General features: G+C 74.9%; 15 protein-coding genes. 10 read left to right on the top strand and 5 right to left on the bottom strand.

Going from position 1 to position 20,252, the window contains the following annotated elements:
* Positions 1 to 2 precede the first annotated feature (2 nt).
* Both HUT10_RS13495 and HUT10_RS13490 read left to right on the top strand, forming a co-directional pair.
* Positions 3 to 851: a cell division protein FtsQ/DivIB gene (locus HUT10_RS13495; RefSeq protein WP_176171525.1), complete on the top strand. Its 849-nt coding sequence runs from the start codon at positions 3 to 5 to the stop codon at positions 849 to 851.
* 72 nt (positions 852 to 923) lie between these two features.
* The gene (locus HUT10_RS13490; protein ID WP_176171524.1) at positions 924 to 1,754 is read left to right on the top strand and encodes an NAD(P)H-binding protein; all 831 of its coding nucleotides are present in this window, start codon (positions 924 to 926) and stop codon (positions 1,752 to 1,754) included.
* Here the strand turns inward: HUT10_RS13490 and HUT10_RS13485 are convergent.
* Positions 1,751 to 2,665 (bottom strand): AraC family transcriptional regulator, encoded by a 915-nt coding sequence (locus tag HUT10_RS13485; protein WP_176171523.1) that lies wholly within the window; start codon positions 2,663 to 2,665, stop codon positions 1,751 to 1,753. The genes HUT10_RS13490 and HUT10_RS13485 overlap by 4 nt on opposite strands.
* A gap of 94 nt (positions 2,666 to 2,759) precedes the next feature.
* Between HUT10_RS13485 and HUT10_RS13480 the strand changes: the two genes are divergently transcribed.
* The gene (locus HUT10_RS13480) at positions 2,760 to 3,659 is read left to right on the top strand and encodes an MBL fold metallo-hydrolase (protein ID WP_176171522.1); all 900 of its coding nucleotides are present in this window, start codon (positions 2,760 to 2,762) and stop codon (positions 3,657 to 3,659) included.
* On the opposite strand, the gene HUT10_RS13475 is transcribed toward HUT10_RS13480, so the two are convergent.
* Positions 3,654 to 4,574 (bottom strand): DMT family transporter, encoded by a 921-nt coding sequence (locus HUT10_RS13475; protein WP_254896861.1) that lies wholly within the window; start codon positions 4,572 to 4,574, stop codon positions 3,654 to 3,656. The two genes, HUT10_RS13480 and HUT10_RS13475, sit on opposite strands and share 6 nt — an antisense overlap.
* Positions 4,575 to 4,621: 47 nt before the next feature.
* On the opposite strand from HUT10_RS13475, the gene HUT10_RS13470 reads away from it, so the two are divergent.
* Entirely contained in the window at positions 4,622 to 5,512 is an 891-nt protein-coding gene (locus tag HUT10_RS13470; RefSeq protein ID WP_176171521.1) for a LysR family transcriptional regulator, read from the top strand.
* Here HUT10_RS13470 and HUT10_RS13465 read toward each other — a convergent pair.
* Positions 5,509 to 6,678 (bottom strand): MFS transporter, encoded by a 1,170-nt coding sequence (locus HUT10_RS13465; protein ID WP_176171520.1) that lies wholly within the window; start codon positions 6,676 to 6,678, stop codon positions 5,509 to 5,511. The two genes, HUT10_RS13470 and HUT10_RS13465, sit on opposite strands and share 4 nt — an antisense overlap.
* Positions 6,679 to 6,757: 79 nt before the next feature.
* On the opposite strand from HUT10_RS13465, the gene HUT10_RS13460 reads away from it, so the two are divergent.
* From HUT10_RS13460 to HUT10_RS13445, 4 genes are all read left to right on the top strand, one after another.
* Entirely contained in the window at positions 6,758 to 7,306 is a 549-nt protein-coding gene (locus tag HUT10_RS13460) for an ABATE domain-containing protein (RefSeq protein ID WP_176171519.1), read from the top strand.
* A gap of 15 nt (positions 7,307 to 7,321) precedes the next feature.
* Positions 7,322 to 7,519, top strand: a complete 198-nt coding sequence (locus HUT10_RS13455; protein ID WP_217709602.1) for a hypothetical protein — start codon at positions 7,322 to 7,324, stop codon at positions 7,517 to 7,519.
* 41 nt (positions 7,520 to 7,560) lie between these two features.
* A complete protein-coding gene (locus HUT10_RS13450; protein WP_254896860.1) occupies positions 7,561 to 8,085 on the top strand; it encodes an adenine phosphoribosyltransferase in 525 nt (174 codons plus the stop codon).
* A gap of 76 nt (positions 8,086 to 8,161) precedes the next feature.
* Positions 8,162 to 9,055, top strand: coding sequence for a LysR family transcriptional regulator ArgP (locus HUT10_RS13445; protein ID WP_176171518.1), 894 nt, complete (start codon positions 8,162 to 8,164; stop codon positions 9,053 to 9,055).
* Between the two features lie 4 nt (positions 9,056 to 9,059).
* Here the strand turns inward: HUT10_RS13445 and HUT10_RS13440 are convergent, their stop codons facing one another.
* Positions 9,060 to 11,381, bottom strand: a complete 2,322-nt coding sequence (locus tag HUT10_RS13440) for a LuxR family transcriptional regulator (protein ID WP_176171517.1) — start codon at positions 11,379 to 11,381, stop codon at positions 9,060 to 9,062.
* 146 nt (positions 11,382 to 11,527) lie between these two features.
* A complete protein-coding gene (locus HUT10_RS13435) occupies positions 11,528 to 13,684 on the bottom strand; it encodes a non-ribosomal peptide synthetase (RefSeq protein ID WP_176171516.1) in 2,157 nt (718 codons plus the stop codon).
* A 201-nt stretch (positions 13,685 to 13,885) separates the two neighbouring features.
* On the opposite strand from HUT10_RS13435, the gene HUT10_RS13430 reads away from it, so the two are divergent.
* Entirely contained in the window at positions 13,886 to 17,236 is a 3,351-nt protein-coding gene (locus HUT10_RS13430; RefSeq protein ID WP_176171515.1) for a non-ribosomal peptide synthetase, read from the top strand.
* Complete coding sequence (locus tag HUT10_RS13425; protein ID WP_254896859.1) at positions 17,236 to 20,232, top strand: amino acid adenylation domain-containing protein; 2,997 nt, start codon at positions 17,236 to 17,238, stop codon at positions 20,230 to 20,232. The genes HUT10_RS13430 and HUT10_RS13425 overlap by 1 nt, the downstream gene beginning before the upstream one ends.
* The last annotated feature ends 20 nt before the right edge of the window (positions 20,233 to 20,252 follow it).

Below are 20,252 nucleotides of genomic sequence, written 5' to 3'. Positions count from 1 at the left end.
CCATGAGTCCGACCAGGGAACGCCGTCCGCAGCCCGCCGCCTCCTCCGCGGAAGACGACGCGCCGGATCGGGCGACCCTGGCCCGGCAGCGGCGCGGGCGGCGCTCCGAGGAGGAGCGCCGCCGGACCCGCGCTGCCGCCGCGCGTCCGTCGCCGCGCAACCGGCCCAACCGGCAGGTGGAGATCCGCCGCCGGTGGGTCGCGCTGCTGTCCGTGCTCACCGTGGTGGCGCTGGTCTACCTGCTGTTCTTCAGCTCGATGCTGGGCGTGCAGGACGTCGCGGTGAACGGGGCCCGCACGGTGCCGGTGGACCAGATCCGCACGGTGGCGGCGGTCCCGGCGGACAAGCCGATGCTGCGGCTGAGCACCGACGACATCCGCGACCGGGTGGCGGCGATGCCGGGCATCGCGACGGTCGAGGTGTCGCGCTCGTGGCCGAACACGGTCGAGATCACGGTGACCGAGCGGACGGCGATCGCGTTCTTCGACAGCGGCCCGGGCGGCGACGGCGTCCACCTGGTCGACGGCGGCGGCGTGGTGTTCAAGACGGTCCCGGCCCGGCCCGCGGGACTGCCGGAGCTCAAGCTGCCGAAGGTGTCGGCCGACGACCCGGTGACGCGCGCGGTGACGGCGGTGCTCGGGGTGATCCCGGAGCAGCTGCTCAAGCAGGTCACCACGGCGACGGCGAAGACGCCGGCGAGCGTGGAGTTCACGCTGGGCAACGGGAAAATCGTCCGCTGGGGGACGGCGGAGCAGACCGACCGCAAGGCCAAGGTGCTGGCGGCGCTGCTGACCCAGGACGGCAAGGTCTACGACGTCGCGGCGCCGGAACTGCCGACCATCACTTCCTGAGGTTTTCGGTTCTCCTGTGGTTCTCGTATGCCGTACGATCTCGTACGGCATACGAGAATGAGGAGGACGCTCATGACGATCCTGGTGACCGGAGCGACCGGCAGCGTCGGCCGGCTGGTGGTCGACGAACTCGTCGCGGCGGGGGTGCCGGTGCGGGCGCTGACCGTCGACCCGGACCGCGCACAGCTGCCTGCCGAGGCGGAGGTCGTCGTCGGGTCACTGGCCCGGCCGTCGACGCTGCCCGTGGCGCTCAAGGGCGTCGCGGCGGTCTACCTGGCGCCGATGGCGCGGACCGTCCGGCGGTTCTGCGAGCTGGCTTCGGACGCCGGCGTCGAGCGGGTGGTGGCGTTGTCGGGCAGCAGCGTCGGCGACGAGCACGAGGGGTCCAGCGGGCACGAGTACGCCGCGGTCGAGGCGGCCGTCCGGGATGCGGGGTTCGCCTGGACCTTCCTGCGGCCGGGCGCGTTCATGAACAACACGCTGGACTGGGCACCGATGGTCCGCGCGGGCGAGGTCGCGATGGCCTACGGCGACGCGACGCAGACACCCATCGACCTCGGTGACATCGCGGCGGTGGCGGCCCGGGTCCTGGTGTCCGACGGGCATGCCGGGGCGACGTATGTCCTCAGTGGACCGGAGGCGGTGAGCCTGCGTGAGCAGGTGCGGGTCATCGGCTCGGTGCTGGGCAAGGAGATCCGGTTCCGGGAACTGACTCCGGCGGAGCAGCGGGCGCGGTGGATCGGTTACGGGGTCCCGGAAGACGCGGTCGGGTGGCTGCTCGAAGGCTTTGCGGAGACGGTGCGGAATCCGGAGGTGCCGACTGGTGTGGTCGAGGAACTGCTGGGCCGCCGGGGGACGACCTACGCGGAGTGGGTGGCCGCGCGGCGGGACGTCTTCGCTTAGGCCGGAGCCGCGGCGGATCGCTCCGCCGCCTGGGCGCGGTACCGGCCCGGCGTGACACCGAATTCCCGTTCGAAGGCGTGGGAAAGCGCGTACGGGCTGCCGTACCCGACTTGGGTGGCGATGGTCGCCAAGGTGTCCGCGGTGGTGCGGAGCCGGCCGGCCGCGAGGATCAGGCGCCACCACGTCAGGTACGCCATCGGCGGGCGGCCGACCAGGGAGGTGAACCTGCGGGCCAACGTCGGGCGGGAGACGCCCGCCTCCGCGGCCAGGCGGTCGTTGCTCCACGGCGCCGCCGGGTCCGTGTGCAGCGCCCGCAGGGCCGCCGCCGTCACCGGGTCGCCCAGTACCCGGGGCCAGGTTCCGGCCGTGGCCTCGGTCAGCCAGGAGCGGATGAGGTAGACCAGCAGCAGGTCGAGCAGGCTGGGCAGGGCGATGCAGGCGCCGGGGCGTCGCTCGTCCAGCTCGCCCGCGAGCAGGTCGATCGCCGCGCGGAGCTCCAGGTGGCTGCCCACCCGGCTGGGCAGGTGGACCACCTCGGGCAGCTCGGTCAGCAGCGGGTGCAGGCGGCTGCAGTCGAGCCGGTACTCGCCGCAGAGCAGCTCCGTCTCGGCGGGCTCGACCGAGCCCGGCCGCGCCGCCCAGCGCTCGAACGGCTCCGCCTTCTCCGCGGCCTCCGGGGAATCGGCGATCACGTGGCCGGTGCCGTGCGGCAGCAGCACCGAGTCGCCCACGCCGAGGAGCACCGGGACGCCCCCGTCGGGCAGCAGCCAGCAGCTGCCCTTCAGGACGACGTGGAAACCCGCGCCGTCGTAGGGATCGAGCCGCGCGCACCAGCTCCCCCTGGCGCGCACCCGGTGCGACGACGGGTGCCCGAGGCGCACCGCGGAGATCGCGTCGCTCACCACGTCCACGCCAGCAGGATATCCCACGCCTGAGCTGCATGCGTATTTTCATGAGCTCGAAGAGCATTGAGACGATCAGCCGCTCATTCCTAGGGTCGAACGCATGAACAACGAGCGTGTGCAGACCATGGTGCTGGGGGACGTCGAGGTCATCCGGATCGTGGAGTGGCAGAAGCCCTTCGCGCCGGCGTCCGGGATCGTCCCGGACGCGCCCGCCGACGCCTGGCGCGACCTGGCTCCGGACCACTGGGACCCGGACAGCGGCTGGGCGGTGCTCGCGCTGCAGACGTGGGTCCTGCGCAGCGGTGGCCGGACCGTCGTGGTCGACACCGGCGCGGGCAACGGGCGGGAACGGCCGGGCATGCCGCCGTTCCACCGGTGCCAGGGTGATTTCCTCGAACTGCTGACCGCAGCCGGCGTCCGGCCGCCGGACGTCGACGTCGTCGTCAACACGCACCTGCACGCCGACCACGTCGGCTGGAACACCGTCGACGCCGGCGGGGAATGGGTCCCGACCTTCCCGAACGCCCGGTACTTCGTCCCGGCGGCGGACGACTTCCACTACGGCCCGGCCAACGGGTACGGCGACCGCGAGGTCGACCGCCTGGTCTACGAAGACAGCATCGCGCCCGTCCACCGGGCCGGACAGGCCGTGGTGTGGGACGGCAGGCACCGCATCGACGAACACCTCACGCTGGAGTCCGCGCCCGGCCACACCCCCGGTTCCGCCGTGCTCCGGCTCGCCTCCGGGACCGACCGGGCCGTCTTCGTCGGGGATCTGGTGCACAGCCCGGTCCAGCTCCGGCACCCCGGCTGCAACAGCAGCGCCTGCCTCGCCCCGGAGCAGGCGGTGGCCAGCCGCCGCCGGGTGCTGCAGCGGGCCGCCGGCGAACGGGAACTCGTCGTCCCCGCGCACTTCGCCGGCGCGGGTGCGGTGGAAGTCCGGCCGGAGGGCGACGGGTTCGCCTTCGCCCCCTGGGCGGCCGCCGCTCGTCCGTCATGACGATGTCGTCGGCGAGCGGGGCTGCAGACCCGGCTCGTGGTCACCGGCCGGCTCGCGCGCGCCGGTCCGTTCCGCGCCGATCCCGGCCGCGACGACGAACACCACGCCCGCCGCCGCGCCCGCGTCCGGGACCTGGTGCAACACGAGGAACCCGATCAGCAGGGCGATGGCCGGTTCCAGGCTCATCAGCGTCCCGAACGCGGAGGTCGTCAGCCGTCGGAGGGCGAGCATTTCGAGCGCGAACGGCACCACCGGCAGCAGCACCGCGAGCCCGAGGCCGGTGAGCAGCAGCGGCCACGTCAGGTGCGTGAGCACGCCGGGCCCGGAGGCGAGCGTGGCGACGAGTCCCGCCACCGGCATCGACACCGCGAGCCCGCGCACGCCCGCCACCTCGTCGCCGACCCGTTGCGTCAGCACGATGTAGCCGGCCCAGCAGACCGCGGAGCCGAGCGCGCAGCCGATGCCCACGAGGTCGGCGTCGCCCTGCCACGGCCGGGTCAGCAGCACCACCCCAGCCGCGGCGAGGACGGGCCACCGCCGCTGCCCGCCGCGGGTGACCGCGACGGCCAGCGGGCCGAGGAACTCCAGCGCGCTCGCCGTGCCGAGCGGCAACCGGGCGGCGGCCTGCATGAACAGCATCGTCATCCCCGCGGTGACCACGCCCAGCCCGCAGCAGGCGAGGAAGGCGCTGCGCCGGAACGACGACGGCCGCGGCCGCACCACGACGAGCAGCAGCACCCCGGCCCAGGCCAGGCGCAGCCACGCCGCGCCTTCCGGACCGATGCGGTCGAACAGGCCGACCGACGCGGCGAGGCCCAGCTGGACGCAGAGCATGGCGGCGACGGCGAGGGTCGCTCCGGTGCGGGACGAGGACGGCACGGGTCCAGGAAAGCCGACCCGATCGTTCGTGTCCACGTGGCAATCGTGGACATACCGTTCACGATTCGTGGACAATGTCCGGGATGGACACCCGCCGCCTCCGGTTCCTGCTCGAGCTGTCCCGCCACGGCTCGATGCGCGCGGTGGCGGACGTGCTCGGGACCACGACGTCTTCGGTCTCGCAGCAGATCGCCGTGCTGGCGCGGGAAACCGGCGTGCCCCTCCTGGAACCGGACGGCCGCCGGGTCCGGCTCACCCCCGCGGGCCGGCGCCTGGCCGAGCACGCCGTGACGATCCTCGCGGCGGTGGAGGCCGCCCGGGCCGACCTCGATCCGGACGCGGAGCCGGCCGGCACCGTGCGCGTCGCGGGCTTCGCGACGGCGGTGCGGCGTTCGGTGCTCCCCGCGGCGGCCGCGCTCGCCGCGCACCACCCGCGGGTCCGGTTGCGGATCAGCGAGTACGAGCCGGCGGAGGCGATCGAGGCCCTGCTGGCCGACGACGTCGACCTGGCGTTGACCTACGACTACGACCTCGCCCCGGCGCGGGTGGACCCGGCGCTCGCGGTGCGTCCCTTGTGGACGGCCGGGTGGGGCTTGGCCGTCCCGGCCCCGGACGCGGGCCGGGTCCGTGGCGAGGGAACGGTGGCGGTCTTCGAGGCGTTCCGGGACCACGGGTGGATCGTGAACTCGCGCAACACGGCCGACGAGGACGTGGTCCGCCGGCTGGCGGCGAAGGCGGCTTTCACGCCGGACGTGACGCACCGGGCCGACAGCCTGGAGCTGGTCGAGGACCTGATCGCGACCGGGCCGGCACCGGCGGTCGGGTTGCTGCCGTCGGGGCGGGTGACCCGGGACGGGGTGGCGCTGCTGCCGTTGGCGGGGCCGGACGTGCGGCAGCGGGCGTTCGCGTGCACGCGGCGGGGGCGGGAGGTCTGGCCGCCGCTGGCTTTGGTGCTGGGGTTGCTGGCGCGTTAGACGCGGGTGCGCGTCATCCCGGCCAGGCCGAGCAGCGGGAGCACCCCCGCGAACACGACGACCGCCGTCCAGCCGCCGAGGTGGTAGGCGATCGAGCCGGCCTGGGACCCGATGGCGCCGCCGATGAAGAACGTGCCCAGGTACATGCTGTTCACGCGGGCGCGCGCCGACGGGTCGAGCTGGTAGATCACGTGCTGCCCGGTCACCAGCGTCGCCTGGACCGCCGTGTCGATCGCGATCGCCGCGATCGCCAGCAGCACCACGCTGTGCGCGCCGAACCCGGCCAGCGCGAACGCCGCCGCGCAGACGACGAACGCCGCCGCGGTCAGCCGGCGGCCGTGGCCGTGGTCCGACCACCGCCCGGCCAGCGGGGCCACCGCCGCACCCGCGGCGCCCGCCAGTGCGAACAGGCCCACGCCCAGCTGGGAGTAGTTGAACGGCGGGGCCGTCAGGACGAACGCGATCGTCGTCCAGAACGCGCTGAACGCACCGAACATCGCCGCCTGGTACAGGGCCCGGTGCCGCAACGCCGGGTGCTTGCGGGCCATCGCGAACGTCGAGCGGAGCAGCTCGCCGTAGGGGACGTCGGTCTTCGGCGCGCGCGGCGGCAGGATGAAGCGCAGCACGACGGCGAGCACCGCCATCGCCCCGGCCGAGATCAGGAACACCACCCGCCAGCTCGTCACCTCGGCGAGCAGGCTGGCGACGACGCGCGAGAGCAGGATGCCGAACAGCAGGCCGCTGACCACGCGCCCGACGATCCGGCCGCGGATCGCGTCGGGGGACAGGTCCGCGGCGAACGGGATCAGGATCTGCACGACGACCGACGCCGCCCCGACGGCCAGCGAAGCCAGCAGCAGCACGGCGAAGCCCGGCGCGATCCCGGTGACGACCAGCCCGGCGCAGGCGACCGCGAGCAGCGTCGCGACCAGGCCGCGGTTCTCCAGCCGGTCGCCGAGCGGGACGAGCAGTAGCATCCCGGCGGCGTACCCGAGCTGGGTGGCGGTGACCACCCCGCCGGCGGCGGCTTCGCCGACGCCGAACGCCTGCCGCAGCTCGGCGAGCAGCGGCTGGGCGTAGTACAGGTTGGCGACCGTCAGTCCACAGGAGACGGCCAGCAGCAGCACGAGCCAGCCGGGCGGGGCCTTCTGTTCGGTCTCGGTCATCTGCGCCCCCAGGATTGGAACCGGTTTGATCGGTTCCCGACGGTACCAGTCAAACCGGTTCCGGCGTACTGTGACCCGTATGACGGAGAGATTCCGCGCGGGGGCGGGCCGCCCGTGCCTCGACTTCATCCGGACGCTCCGGTACCGGGGGACACCGTCGGAGACCGAAGAGCTGCCGGACGCGCCGGCGTGGGGCGCGTGGATCGACCGGTTCGGCCCGTTCGCCACGCCGGTCCGCCCGGAGTCGGCGGCGGAAGCCCGCGCGGTCCGCGAGGCGATCCACGAGCTGCTGACGACCTCGGTGCGCCCGGCGACGCGGCAGCGGCTGAACCGGACGGCGGCCCTGCCGGTGCCGTCGCCCGCGCTGACGCCGTCGGGCGAACTGCGCTGGCAGGCCGAGGATCCCGCGTCGGCGATGCTGGCGCTGCTGGCCCGGGACGCGCTGGAGCTGGTGACGTCCCCGGAGTTCGCGCGGGTCCGGCGCTGCGAGGGAACCCGGTGCGGCGCGTTGTTCCTGGACACGTCCCGCCCGGGGACGCGGCGGTGGTGCTCGATGGGGGTGTGCGGCAACCAGGCGAAGAAGTCGACTTATCGAGCCAAGGCTGCTCCGGTGCGAACGCCTGGGTGAGCGGGGCCGCTCGGGATGAGTGCGGACACGCGGCTGGAGGAGCCGGCGTTCTCGGGGTCGGCGGCTCGGCACCGGCGGGAGACCTTCGCGGGCCGCCCGACGGTGCGGGCTTGGCTGTACCGGATCGCCGCCGACGCCTGCCTCGACCTGCCGGCCCGCTGCCGCCAGGAGCCCGCGGCCGGCGGGGACGTGCCGTGGCTGCGCCGACGGTAATCCGATTGCCCCCGGCCCGGCCGCGCGGCGATCATCGGCGGGTGTCTGCAGATGTGCGGCTGGAAGAGGTGAAGTCCGGGCTTCGCCGCGCCTTCGCCTGGCGCGGGGACCGCTCGGACGAATACCGCTACGCCGACATCACCGGCTGGTGGCGCCGGCCCGAGCTGTTGGCCGGCCTCGGGCCCGCGCTGGCGGAGCTGTTCGCCGAGCGGCCGCCGACGGTCGTGCTGGGGCCGGAGTCCAGCGGCTGCCTGCTGGGGCCGCTGGTCGCGCTGCACTTCGGCGTCGGGTTCGTGGAGGTGACCAAGAACCGGGGGACGTCCGTCGACAGCGACGCCTGGCTGCGGCGCACGTCGCCGCCCGACTACCAGGACCGGCACCTGAACTTCGGCTTCCGCAGGCACCTGCTCGGCGGCGGCGACCGCGTGCTGTTCGTCGACGACTGGATCGAAACCGGGGACAGGCGCACACTGCCTGGCTGCTCACCGGCGATGCCGGGGCCACCTGGCTCGGCGCCGCGACCGTGGTGGACGCGTTGCACGGCAACCAGGTGCGGCGGCGGCTGAACGTGCGGTCGCTGCTGCACGTCCGAGAGCTCTGAACAGGGCTGCTCATGATTTCGCCGTAACATCAGGTTGCGTGATGACCGATCTCCCGCTGGACCAGGTCCGGACGTTGCTCGCCGTCGTCGACGCGGGGACTTTCGACGCGGCCGCGGCAATCCTGCACGTGACGCCGTCCGCGGTGAGCCAGCGGGTGAAGGCCCTCGAACAGCGGACCGGGAGCGTGCTGGTGACCCGCACGAAACCCGTGCGGGTGACGGAGTCCGGGCAGATCGTCGTCCGGTTCGCGCGGCGGCTCGCCGCGCTGGAGCGGGACGCGCGGGCCGAGCTGGGGATGAGCGGCGAGCCCGTGCGGGTGCCGATCGCCGTCAACGCCGACTCGCTGTCCACCTGGTTCCTGCCCGCGCTCGCCGGGATCGCCGCCGAGCCGCCGATCTGTTTCGAACTGCACCGGGAAGACCAGGAGCACACGACGACGTTGCTGCGCGAAGGCCGGGTGATGGCGGCGGTGACGTCCTCGGCCGCGCCGGTGCAGGGCTGCTCGGTGCGGCCGCTCGGTGCCCTCCGCTACCTGCCGCTCGCCCGGCCCGAGTTCGTGGCGCGGTGGTTCACGGGTGCGCTGCGCGACGACCTGGCGACCGCACCCGTGGTGCTGTTCGACGACCACGACGACCTGCAGGACGCATTCGTGCGGCTTTTGGGCGGCGCCGGGGCAAGCCCGTTGCGGCACTACGTCCCGGCTTCGGAGATGGTCGTGGCCGCGGTGGAGGCGGGGCTGGGGTGGGGCATGGTGCCGGAAGTGCAGGCGGCGCCCGGGTTGCGGGCGGGGAGGCTGGTACCGCTCGCGGTGGACCGGCCGGTGGACGTGCCGCTTTACTGGCAGCAGTGGAAACTGGACCTGCCTGCACTGTCCACAGTGGCCGATGCGGTGGCGGCTACGGCGTTGTCGGCGTTGCGCCGCGGGGGTTCTTGACGGGTCAGGCGGGCATCAGCCGTTCGGAGCCGACGTGGGCCGACGGGTCCGTCGGGTGGGCGAACGCCGGGATCGGGGGACCCCCGGGTGTGGAGACCGAGCGGCCCACGATGGTCGCGAGCTGGGCCCGCGAGCACAGCGCGAGCTTCTTGAAGATCCGCGCCAGGTAGGTCTCCACCGTCTTGTGGCTCAACCCCAATGTCCGCGCGATCTGCTGGTTCGTCCGGCCGTCGCTGACCAACCGGGAGATCTCGCGCTCGCGGCCGCTCAGCTGGGCCAGCTCCGACGGCAGGTCCGCCGTTCCGCCCTCCGGCTCCTCGCGCGGCGGGCCCGGCACGTCCGCGGGCGGGCCGTCCGGCTCCGGGTTGCGGTCGGTGTCGAGGTGGTCGAGCAGGGTGGTGAGGCTTTCGAGGACGTACCGGTGCCCGTACCGGGTGGCGATCGCGAGGGCGCGGCGGAGGTGGTGGCCGGCCTGGTCGTCTCGGGTCAGCGCGTGCTCGGCCCGGGCCAGCCAGTACAGCGGGGCGACGTCCGGGGCCAGGTCCGCGTCGGCCGCGTTGGCCATCAACGTCCTTGCCTTCAGCAGCTGGTCCTCGGCCGCCCGGCCGGTCGGGTCGGTGAGCGTCGCCATGGCCAGCAGCAACGCTCGCGGTCCCGCGTCGGCGAGGGGGTCCAGGTGGTCGGCCAGCTGGGCGAGGCCGGGGATGCCCTTCACGGACGAGAGGATCGACAGGTCGGGGACCGCCGTGGGGCGGCTGCCGACCGTGGTGGCGAGGAGCTCCGCGACCAGCCGGGCCTGCGTTCGGTGGTCGCCGGGGTCGGCGATGCGCAGCCCGATGCGGAGCAGGTCGCCCGCGGCCTCGCGGTTGCCCTCCAGGTGCAGGGCCCGCCCCGCCCACAACGCCGTCTCCGGGCAGTGGGCCACCTGGTCGAACAGGGCGCGGGCGTCGGCCGTGCAGCCGGTGACGACGAGCGCGATCGCCAGCAGCGGCACGTGGTCCGCGCACACCGGGCCGCGCGGGTCCAGCGCGCGGCGCAGCCAGGCGGCGGCGTCCGCCGGTCTCGTCCAGCGGACTTCGCGGGCGGCGTCGACCAGGATCCCGGCCGCGTCGTTCTCCTCGGCCAGCGCGCAGTGGGCCAGGTGAAACGCGATTTCCGGGGCGGGGGCCTCCCGCTCGCGCAGGGCCGCGGCCGCCCGGGCGTGCGCGCCGAGCCGCCAGGCCGCACCGGCGGCCCGGTGCGCGGTCGCGCGCAGCAGCGCGTTGCGGAACCGGAACGTGCCGGTGGCCGCGTCCACCCGCAGGATGTCCTGCGCGACGAGCTCGTCGACGGCGGCCCTGGTCGGGACTTCGCCGCCTTCCGCCACCGCCGCCAGCAGCCCGGTGTCGAACGACTCGCGCAACAGGGCCGCGGCGTGCGCGACGGTCCAGGTGAAGGGGGTCAGCGTGCGGAACTCGCGCAGCGGCGACACCGGGAGCGCGGATCCCGCGGAGGAGTCCTCCGCCGCCAAGGCGCGCAGCACGCCCGGGTTGCCGTCCGCGGCGTCGATCAGGGCCCGGCGGCGGTCGGCGGGCAGGCCCGGCGGCAGCAGCGGGCCGAGGTGGTCGTCGGGCAGCGCGGGCAGCTCGATGTGCGCGACGCCGTCGACACCCTCCTCGAGCAGCGCCAGCAGGTCGCCCGGGGTCTGGCGGGGGCGCAGCGCGGTCACCAGCAGGACCGGCGCGTCCGGCGGGCGCCGGATCAGGTGGGTGAACAGGTCGACCGACGCGGGGTCCGCCCACTGCAGGTCGTCGACCACCAGCAGCAGCGGGCCGCCCGCGCTGAGCCGTTCGAGCAGCGCGCGCACCGCGTGGAAGAGGTGCCGCAGCTCCGACGGCTCGGTCGGGACGGCCGCGTCGGGCGAGTACTGGGCCAACGCCGGGTAGATGCCGGCCAGCCAGGAGACGTGGTACTTCGGGAAGCCGTCGAGCAGCGCCGGGTGCCGGGTGGTCAGCAGGTCGTCGAGGGCGTCGGAGAAAACGCCGAAGGGCAGTGCTCCCGGCAGCGGGCCCGCCGCGCCGCAGGCGACCGCCCAGCCGCGGGCCTTCGCGTGGCCCGCCAGCGCGGCCAGCAGGCCGGACTTCCCGCTCCACGGCTCACCGCTGATCCGCACCGCGCGGACGCCGGGCTCGGCGCCGTCCACGATGCCGGTGAGCCGGGCGAGCTCCGCCTCGCGGCCCCGCGCGTCCTGCCACCACGGGGCGGCGGAACGGGGACGGGGGACTTGCGGAGCCGGCCCGGGTGAAGCCGGCTCGGGCACGTCGTTGTACCCGTGAATCGATGGCATACCTTGATCCCCCAGGATGTCGGTGTCCTCCCGATCGATGCGTCCTGATGGCCCACGACCGCCATCCACTTGTACCACAGATGTCATACGGGTGTCGTGGATCCAGCCCCCTCGTCCACTGTGGACTACCAACTTTGGTAGTGGTGTCACGACAGCGGGGCCTCGAAGCTTTCGCGCAGCGGACGCAGCTCCTCCAGCTCGGCCAGTTCGGCGATCGTCGGGCTGAGGTAGAACGTGCGCGCGGGCAGCTCCACACCGAAGTCCTGCTGCAACTGACCGAGCAGGTCGGCCGCGACCAGCGAATGCCCGCCCAGCTCGAAGAAGTCGTCGTCGACGCCGACGCTGTCCACCATGAGCACCTTCGCCCACAGGTCGCAGAGGAACCGCTCGAGCCCGTTCTCCGGCGTGCCGTTCGCTTCGGGCACGACCGGATCGCCGGCCGCGGCGGGCAGCGCGGCCCGGTCGAGCTTTCCGTTGGGGGTCAACGGAAACGCGTCGAGGGTGACGATCCGGGCGGGCACCAGGAACTCCGGGACCCGCTCGCGCAGCCAGTCGCGCAGCGCCGGCCCGGAGACGCCGTCGCCGGACGGCACGACGTAGGCGGCGAGCCGGGTGCTCCCGGCCGCCCCCGGTTCCGGCAGCGCCACGGCGGCGGTCACCGCGGGGTGCGTGCCGAGCACGGCGGCGACCTCGGCCGGTTCGACCCGGTAGCCGTTGATCTTGACCTGGTCGTCGGCCCGGCCGAGGAAGTCCAGCGAGCCGTCCGGCCGCCAGCGCGCCAGGTCCCCGGTGCGGTACTGGCGTCCCCCGCCGCCGGCCGGCGTGAACACGGCCGCGGTGGCCGCGGGACGGCCGAGGTAGCCGAGGGCGAGGCCGTCGCCGAGCGCGTGCAGCTCGCCCACCACCCCCGGCGGCACCGGTCTGCCGAGCCGGTCGAGCACCCGGACCCGGGTGCCCCGGATCGGCCTGCCGATCGGCAGCGGGCCGGCCCCCGGCGGTTCCTCGAAGGTGGCGCAGGCGGTGAAGGTGGTGTTCTCGGTGGGGCCGTAGCCGTTGGTGAACACCAGGCCCGGGTGGGCGGTCAGCAGCCGTCGCACGGCGTCGGCGGCGATGACGTCGCCGCCCGCGATCAGGTGGCGCACCCCGGCCAGCCGGTCGAGGTGGTGGTCGGCCAGCTGGTGGAAGAGCCCGGCGGTCAGCCAGAGGACGCTGACCCGCTCGGCCGCCACGACGGCGGCGAGCTCGGCCGGGTCGACCCGGCCGGGCGGCAGCAGCACGAGCCGGGCCCCGGTGGTCAGCGGCGCCCAGATCTCCAGCGTGGACGCGTCGAAGGCGACCGGGGCGGCCTGGAGGAAGACGTCGTCGGCGCGCGCGTGCAGCCAGTCCGGTTCGTGCACGAGCCGGGCCACTGCCCGGTGCGGCACGCAGACGCCCTTGGGGGCGCCGGTGGACCCGGAGGTGTAGCTGACGTAGGCGAGCGAGCCGGGGGACAGGCCGCGAGGCAGTGACGCGGAGGCGGCCGGTGCCGCGTCGAACGGGATGGCCGTGCGGCCGCCCGGCACCGGCCCGGACGGCTCCGGGGCGGTCAGCACGACCCGGACGCCGGCGTCGTCGAGCAGGCCGGCGAGCCGGGCTTCCGGCCAGTCCGGGGCCAGCGCCAGGTACGCACCGCCCGCCTTCAGCACGGCCAGCAGCGCGGCGATCAGCCCGGCCGACCGGTCGCCGAGCACGCCGACCACCTCGCCGGGCCGCACGCCCGCCTCGGCCAGCCGGCCGGCCAGCGCCTCGGCGCGCTCGGCCAGCCACCGGTAGGACAGCGTGGTGCCGCCGTCGGTCAGCGCCGGGGCGTCCGGGGTCCGCCGGGCCTGCGCGTCGACCAGGTCGTGCACGAGCCGGGCGGGGGCGGCCGGCGCCCCGCTCTCGAACGTGGCGACCAGGGCCCGGTCGGCGTCCGAGGCGAGGTCGAGCTCGGACACCCGGAGTCCCGGGGTGTGCGATGCGCAAGCGAGTGCGCGGTCGACCTGGCCGGCGACCCGCGCGAGTTCGCCGTCGCCGTGCAGGGAGACCCGGCCGTCGGCGACCGCCAGCCGGATGCCACCGACGGCGTACTGCGGGCCGGTCAGGGTGGCGACCCGGGCGGTGAGGGTGGCGAACGCCGGGTCGGCGGCCAGGTCCAGCTCGACGGGGACGTCGCCGGTCACGGCGATCGTGTCGCTGTGCGTGCGCCGGGCGGTGACCGCCACGAGTGCGGCCAGCACCTCCTGGGGCGCTGCCGTCCCCCCGACGCTGACTCCTTCGAGCATGATCGCCGATCCTCCAGACGTCGCGGGGTGGGGCCGCCCGCGACCCGAGCGTGTCGGGGCCGTCATCCGGCTGCCAGTCAGGGAACTCCCTGATGTGCCCCGCTCGGCGGCGGAGGGATCCCCGACTTTCCCGCGCCGGTGCGGGCGGGAAGCCTCGGGGCGGAGGGGCGGGTGCGCCGAAACGGACTGGGGAGACGCCGGATGACCGACGAGCAGCTGTCCGACGCCGACCGGCTGAACCGGGCGGTCAGCGAGCTGTCCGAGGAGCGCCGGGCCCTGCTGCTCAGCCGGCTCGGCGCCCGCCGGGCCGAGCGGACGAGCACGGGGGAGATCCCCCGCCGGCCACCCGGCACCGACCGGCTGCCCTGCTCGCCGGGCCAGGAACGGCTCTTCTACCTGCACCAGCTCGACCCGGGCTCGGTGACCTACCTGCTGCCGATCCGCCTGCGGCTGCGCGGCACGCCCGACCCCGCGGCCCTGCGGGTGGCGCTGGCCGGCCTGGTGGCGCGGCACGAGCCGCTGCGCACCGGGTTCGAGGTCGGCGACGACCACGTCCCCGGCCAGGTGGTGCACCCGGCCGCCGCGGTGCCGCTCACCGAGGGCGCGGGCACCGCCGCCGAGGTCGACGCCGAGGTGTTGCGGCTGACCGGCGAACCGTTCGACCTGGCCGGGCCGCCGCTGCTGCGGGCCGGGCTGTGGCGGGTCACCGACCGGCCGGAGGAGTGGGTGCTCGCGCTGTGCGTCCACCACGCCGTCATCGACGGCTGGTCGCTCGGCGTGCTGGTCGAGGAGCTGGCCGAGCTGTACGGCGCCGCCGTCGCCGTGCGGCCGCCGGACCTGTCCGAGCTGCCCGTCCAGTACGGCGACTACGCGCTCTGGCTGCGGGACTGCCCGGCCGACGCCGTCGCCCGCGACCTGGACTTCTGGCGGCAGGCGCTCGACGGCGCGCCGCCGCTGGACCTGGCAGGCGACCGGCCCCGCCCGGTCCGGCCGACCTTCGGGGGCGCCTCGGTCCCGGTCCGGATCGAGCCCGCGGTGGCCGCGGCACTGGGCGCGCACGCCCGCGCGGCGGAAGCGACCCCGTTCATGGTGCTGCTGGCCGCGTTCAGCGTCGTGCTGCAGCGCTGGTCCGGGCAACCGGACCTGGTGGTGGGCACCCCGGTGGCCGGGCGGTCGCGCCCGGAGCTGGAACGGCTCGTCGGGTTCTTCGTCAACACGCTGGCGCTGCGGGTCGACCTGACCGGCGCCGGGTCGTTCCGCGAGCTGGTGGCCCGGGTCCGCACGGTCTGCCTGGCCGCCTTCCGGCACCAGGACGTGCCGTTCGAGCAGGTCGTGCGCGAGGCCGGGGTGACCCGCCACGGCGGACGGCCCGACCTGCCGCGGGTGCTGTTCGCGCTGCGCAACGTCCCGCTGGCCGCGCCCCGGCTGAGCGGCCTGGACGTGGTCAACGAGGAACTGCCCCGCGTGGGGTCCGACCTCGACCTCAGCCTCGAACTCGCCCCGGACGACGACGGCGGCTGCTCGGGCTGGCTGGTCTACGCGACCGACCTGTTCGACGCCGGCACCGCCACCCGGATCGCCGTCGCGCTGCGGACGGTGCTCGCCGCGGTCGCCGAAGACCCCGGGCTCGCCCTCACCGCCATCCCGGTCCTCACCCCGCAGGAACGGGACCGGGTGCTGACCGGGGCGAGCGGCGCGGCCGTGCCCGCGGTGGCGCCCACGTCGATGCACGCGCTGGTGGAGGCGCAGGCCGACCGGACGCCGGACGCCGTCGCGGTGCTCGGTGGCGAGCCCCTGACCTACCGCGAGCTGGACGAGCGGGCGAACGGGCTCGCGGCCGCCCTCGTCGCGCGCGGGGTGCGCCAGGAGGACCGGGTCGGCGTCGCCCTGCACCGGGGCCCCGGTCTGCTCGTGGCCCTGCTCGGCGTGCTCAAGGCGGGCGCGGTCCACCTGCCCCTCGACCCCGACCAGCCGGCCGAGCGGCTCGACCTGATCCTGCGCGACGCCGAGCCGTCCGTCGTGGTGACTTCGCCCGAGCTCGCCGGGGGGCCCGCCGCGGCGGGCCGCACCACCGTGCTCGTCACCGAGACCGCCGGCCGGGCCGCGCGGCCCGGCGTGCCCGTCGACCCGGCGAACGCCGCCTGCCTGCTCTACACGTCCGGCTCCACCGGCACGCCGAAGGGTGCGCTGCTGACCCACCACGGCGTGGCCAACCGGATGGGGCAGATGGTCACCGGCCACCGGTTCGGGCCCGGCGACGTCGTCCTGCAGAAGACGCCGATCGGCTCCGACCCGTCGCTGTGGGAGATGCTCGTGCCGCTGTGCGCGGGCGGCCGGGTCGTCTTCGCCGAACCCGGGCGGCACACCGACGCCGGCCACCTGCTCGAGCTCATCCGCGAACACCGGGTCACCGCGTGCGACTTCGTGCCGTCGATGCTGGTGACGGCGCTGGCCGAACCCCGCTTCGCCGAGTCCGCGGCGACGCTGCGGCTCGTCGTCTGCGGCGGCGAGGAACTGCCCGCGCCGGCCGCGGAGCGGTTCCTGGAGCTGGTTCCCGGCGCCGTGCTGACGAACTACTACGGCCCCACCGAGGTCTGCTTCGACGCCACCGCGGCCGAGGTGACCCGCCCGGTGCCGACGCCGGTGCCGATCGGCCGCCCGCTCGCGGGCGTCGAGGCGTACGTGCTCGACGCGGACTTCGCGGTGACACCGGACGGGGTGCCCGGGGAGCTGTTCCTCGGCGGCGTGCAGCTCACGCGCGGCTACCTCGACCGGCCGGGCCACACCGCGGAAACCCTGGTGCCGCACCCCTTCCGCGCCGGCGACCGGCTGTACCGCACCGGCGACCGGGTCCGCCGCCGCGCCGACGGCGAGCTGGACTTCCTCGGCCGGCTCGACAGCCAGGTCAAGATCCGCGGCTACCGGGTCGAGCCGGGCGAGGTCGAGAGCGCGCTGCGCACGCACGCGGCTGTCGAGCACGTCGCGGTGCGGGTCTTCACGGGCGAGGCCGGCCCCCGGCTGGCGGGCTTCTTCACCGTGCCCGAGGGGGCGACGCCGCCGGACACCGCCGAGCTGCGCCGCCACCTGGCCGGCCGGCTGCCGGCACCGATGATCCCGGCCGCGTTCGCCGTCCTCGACGAGCTCCCGCTGCTGCCCAACGGCAAGGTCGACCGGAACGCGCTGCCCGAGCCGGGGCAGCCCGCCGAGGCGTCCGTGCCGCCGGAGACGGCCCTGCAGAAGGTGCTCTGCCGCATCTGGGAGCAGGTGCTCGACGCGAAGGACATCGGCGTGCACGACGACTTCTTCGTGCTGGGCGGGCATTCCCTGCTGGCCACCCAGGTCGTCTCGCAGGTGCGCGAGGTGTTCCGGACCGACTTCCCGCTGCACTTCTTCGTCGAGACGCCGACGGTGGCGGCGTTCGCCGCGCTGCTGCGCGAGCGCGGGGTGGCCGCGGGGGTCGACGTCGACAAGGTGGCGGGCATCGTGCTGCGGATCCAGGCGATGTCGGCCGCCGAAGTCGGCGACCACCTCGGAGCGGAAGCGAGGCCGTGATGACTGCGGTGTCCGAGCAGGCGATCGAGGGCGCGCCGGCCATTCCCCGCTGGGCGACCGGGCTGACCGGGATCGCCGAGCACCGGTTCCCGCTGCCGGAGGGCGCCGGGGACAGCGTGTTGTTCGCCGCGCACGCGGTGGTACTGGGCGCGCTGACCGGCGAGCCGGTGGTGACGGCCGTCCACAACGGCCGCGCGCGGGCGGTCGATCTCGGGCACCGCACCTGGCGTGAGCTGATCGCCCACGTGGAAGACGCGCCGGCGGTTCCGGCCCGCTGCGACACCGTGGTCGGGGACGGCGAGCTGGGCGCGGACGCGATCGTCCACATCGGACTCGACCGGGACGTGCTCGTCGTGCGGTGCCGCCGGGAGTGGGTCGACGACGCCTACGCCGCCCGGATCGCCGACTACCACCGCACCGCCCTGCGCCTGGCCGCGGCCGACCCGGACGCCGCGCACGGGGGCCGGTGCCTGCTCGGCGAAGCCGAACTGCGGCACCAGCTCACCGCCTTCAGCGGGGCGCCTCGCGACCTGCCCGACCGCCGGGTGCACCAGCTCGTCGCGGACACCGCGGCCGCCCGGCCGGACGACATCGCCGTCGTCGCCGGGCTCGACCGGCTCACCTACCGGGAGCTCGACGAGCGCGCCAACCAGGTCGCGCACGCCCTGCTGGCCGACGGGCTGGCCGCGGAGGACGTCGTCGCCGTCGTCGGCGAACGCGCCATCCCGTGGCTGGTCGCGGTGCTGGGCGTGCTCAAGGCAGGCGGCTGCTACCTCCCGGTGGAACCGCACTTCCCCCTCGAGCGGATCGCCGCCATGGTCACCCGGTCGGGGTGCCGGCGCGCGCTCACCGACGACGTCGGCGCCGCCGTGGTCGACCGGCTCACCCCGGGCATCGAGACGCGCGGGATCGACGAGGTCCTGCGGGCCGGCCACCCGGCCACCGACCCGGGGACGCCGGTGATCGCCGGGCAGCTCGCCTACATCTACTTCACCTCCGGCTCCACCGGCGAACCCAAGGGCGTCATGTGCGAGCACGAGGGGATGCTCAACCACGTGCTGGCCAAGATCGACGACATGGGCGTGCGGGGCGGCACGGTGGTGGCGCAGACCGCGCCGCAGTGCTTCGACATCTCCCTGTGGCAGCTGCTCGCCCCGCTGCTGGCCGGCGGCACCGTGGTCATCGTGTCGCAGCAGGCGCTGCTCGACGTCGAGCAGTTCGTGGCCGAGCTGGACCGCAGCCGGGTCGAGGTCGCCCAGCTCGTCCCGTCGTACCTGGAGGTGCTGCTGGGCCACCTCGAGCGCCGTCCGCGGGCGCTGCCCGCCCTGCGGTGCGTGTCCGCGACCGGCGAGGCGCTCAAGGCCGCGCTCGTCCGCCGCTGGTTCACCGTGCTCCCGGACGTGCTGCTGGTCAACGCCTACGGGCTCACCGAGACCTGCGACGACACCAACCACGAGGTGATGGACCGGGCGCCGGAGGGCTCGCGGGTGTCGCTGGGCCGGGCGATCCCGGGTGTGGGCGTGCACGTCGTCGACGGCAACCTGATGCCCGTCCCGCTCGGCGCGACCGGCGAGATCGTGTTCTCCGGCCGGTGCCTGGCGCGCGGTTACGTCAACGACCCGATCCGCACCGCGCCTGCCTTCACCGCGAGTCCCTTCCAAGCGGGGCAACGGCTTTACCGCTCGGGGGACTTCGGCCGGTGGACGCCCGACGGGCGGCTGGAGTTCTCCGGACGGCGGGACACCCAGGTCAAGATCCGCGGGTTCCGCGTCGAGATCGCCGAGATCGAAGACCGGCTGCTGCGCCTGCCCGGCGTGCGGGAGGCGACGGTGATCGTGGCCGGCGCCGCCGAGACGGCCCGGCTGGTGGCCTGCTACTCCGCGCCGCCGTCGCTGGCGCCGGGTCCGCTGGTGGAGGCGCTCGCGCGGGTGCTGCCCGACTACATGGTGCCGCGCGACTGGTACTGGCTCGACGTGCTTCCGCTGACCGGCAACGGAAAGGTGGACCGCAAGGAGCTGGCCCGGATCACCGGCGGCCTGCACCGGGCGATGGCCGAGGACGAGCGGCCCCGCGACGGTGCCGAGCGCCGGCTCGCCGCCGCGTGGGCCACCGTGCTGGGCGTCGCGCCCGACCGCGTCGGCCGGACCGACGACTTCTTCGCCTCCGGCGGTTCGTCGCTTTCGGCGCTGCAGCTGGTGATCGAGCTGGACCGGGCGATCTCGCTCGGCGACGTCACCGCGCACCCGGTGCTCGCCGACCTGGCCGCGGTCCTCGACACCGGCGTGCCCGAGGCCCGGCCGGTGTTGCACCGGCTGACCCCGCCGGCGGGCCGGACCCTGGTGTGCTTCCCGTACGCGGGCGGCAATGCGGTGACGTACGTGCCGCTGGCCGGCGAGCTCGCCGCGGCGGGCTGGGCCGTGTACGGCGTGGAACCGCCGAGCCGGGACGGCGGCTCGGCCCCCGTGCCGGTGGCGGAGCTGGCCGAGCTGGTCGCCGGCGAATTGCCTCCAGGGCCGGTGACGGTGTGGGGGCACTCGATGGGCGTGGCCGCGGCACTGGCCACCGCGCGGCTGCTGCGCTCCCGCGGTCACGATGTCCGGCGGGTCTACCTCGGCGCCCAGGTGCCTGGGGACAGCGGTGCCCGGCGGGCGCAGGCCGCGGCCGTGGCGGCGCTGCCGGACGAGGAGGTCGTCACGGCGCTCGTCGGAAGCGGACGCCGGGAGCTGGCCGAGGTCGCCGGGGAGCACCGGAGGCAGCTGGCGGCGGCGTACCGGCACGACGTGGCGGCGGCGTGCGGGTACCTCGCGGAGGCGCTCGACGCGGGCGAGCGGCTCGACGTGCCGGTGACGGTGGTGCTCGCGGCGGACGACGACCCGGACGAGGTGCCCGGCGATCCGGGGACTGGAGCCGGCTGGCCCGGGACGTGCGGGTGGTGGAGCTGCCCGACGGCGGCCACTACTTCGCCGCTTCGCGGCCGGCGAGCGTGGCCAGGCTGATCGCCGAGCAGGATTGAGGC

The organism is Amycolatopsis sp. Hca4 (assembly GCF_013364075.1).
GTDB lineage: Bacteria > Actinomycetota > Actinomycetes > Mycobacteriales > Pseudonocardiaceae > Amycolatopsis.
This window is presented reverse-complemented; position numbering and strand designations above follow the sequence as displayed.

What these genes read in the sequence shown, in the direction of transcription:
- HUT10_RS13495 (WP_176171525.1), top strand. Translation starts at nt 3, where the DNA reads ATGAGTCCGACCAGGGAACGCCGTCCGCAGCCCGCCGCCTCCTCCGCG.
- HUT10_RS13465 (WP_176171520.1), bottom strand. Translation starts at nt 6,678, where the DNA reads ATGACCGAGACCGAACAGAAGGCCCCGCCCGGCTGGCTCGTGCTGCTG.
- HUT10_RS13455 (WP_217709602.1), top strand. Translation starts at nt 7,322, where the DNA reads ATGAGTGCGGACACGCGGCTGGAGGAGCCGGCGTTCTCGGGGTCGGCG.
- HUT10_RS13460 (WP_176171519.1), top strand. Translation starts at nt 6,758, where the DNA reads ATGACGGAGAGATTCCGCGCGGGGGCGGGCCGCCCGTGCCTCGACTTC.
- HUT10_RS13425 (WP_254896859.1), top strand. Translation starts at nt 17,236, where the DNA reads ATGACTGCGGTGTCCGAGCAGGCGATCGAGGGCGCGCCGGCCATTCCC.
- HUT10_RS13470 (WP_176171521.1), top strand. Translation starts at nt 4,622, where the DNA reads ATGGACACCCGCCGCCTCCGGTTCCTGCTCGAGCTGTCCCGCCACGGC.
- HUT10_RS13430 (WP_176171515.1), top strand. Translation starts at nt 13,886, where the DNA reads ATGACCGACGAGCAGCTGTCCGACGCCGACCGGCTGAACCGGGCGGTC.
- HUT10_RS13435 (WP_176171516.1), bottom strand. Translation starts at nt 13,684, where the DNA reads ATGCTCGAAGGAGTCAGCGTCGGGGGGACGGCAGCGCCCCAGGAGGTG.
- HUT10_RS13445 (WP_176171518.1), top strand. Translation starts at nt 8,162, where the DNA reads ATGACCGATCTCCCGCTGGACCAGGTCCGGACGTTGCTCGCCGTCGTC.
- HUT10_RS13490 (WP_176171524.1), top strand. Translation starts at nt 924, where the DNA reads ATGACGATCCTGGTGACCGGAGCGACCGGCAGCGTCGGCCGGCTGGTG.
- HUT10_RS13440 (WP_176171517.1), bottom strand. Translation starts at nt 11,381, where the DNA reads ATGCCATCGATTCACGGGTACAACGACGTGCCCGAGCCGGCTTCACCC.
- HUT10_RS13480 (WP_176171522.1), top strand. Translation starts at nt 2,760, where the DNA reads ATGAACAACGAGCGTGTGCAGACCATGGTGCTGGGGGACGTCGAGGTC.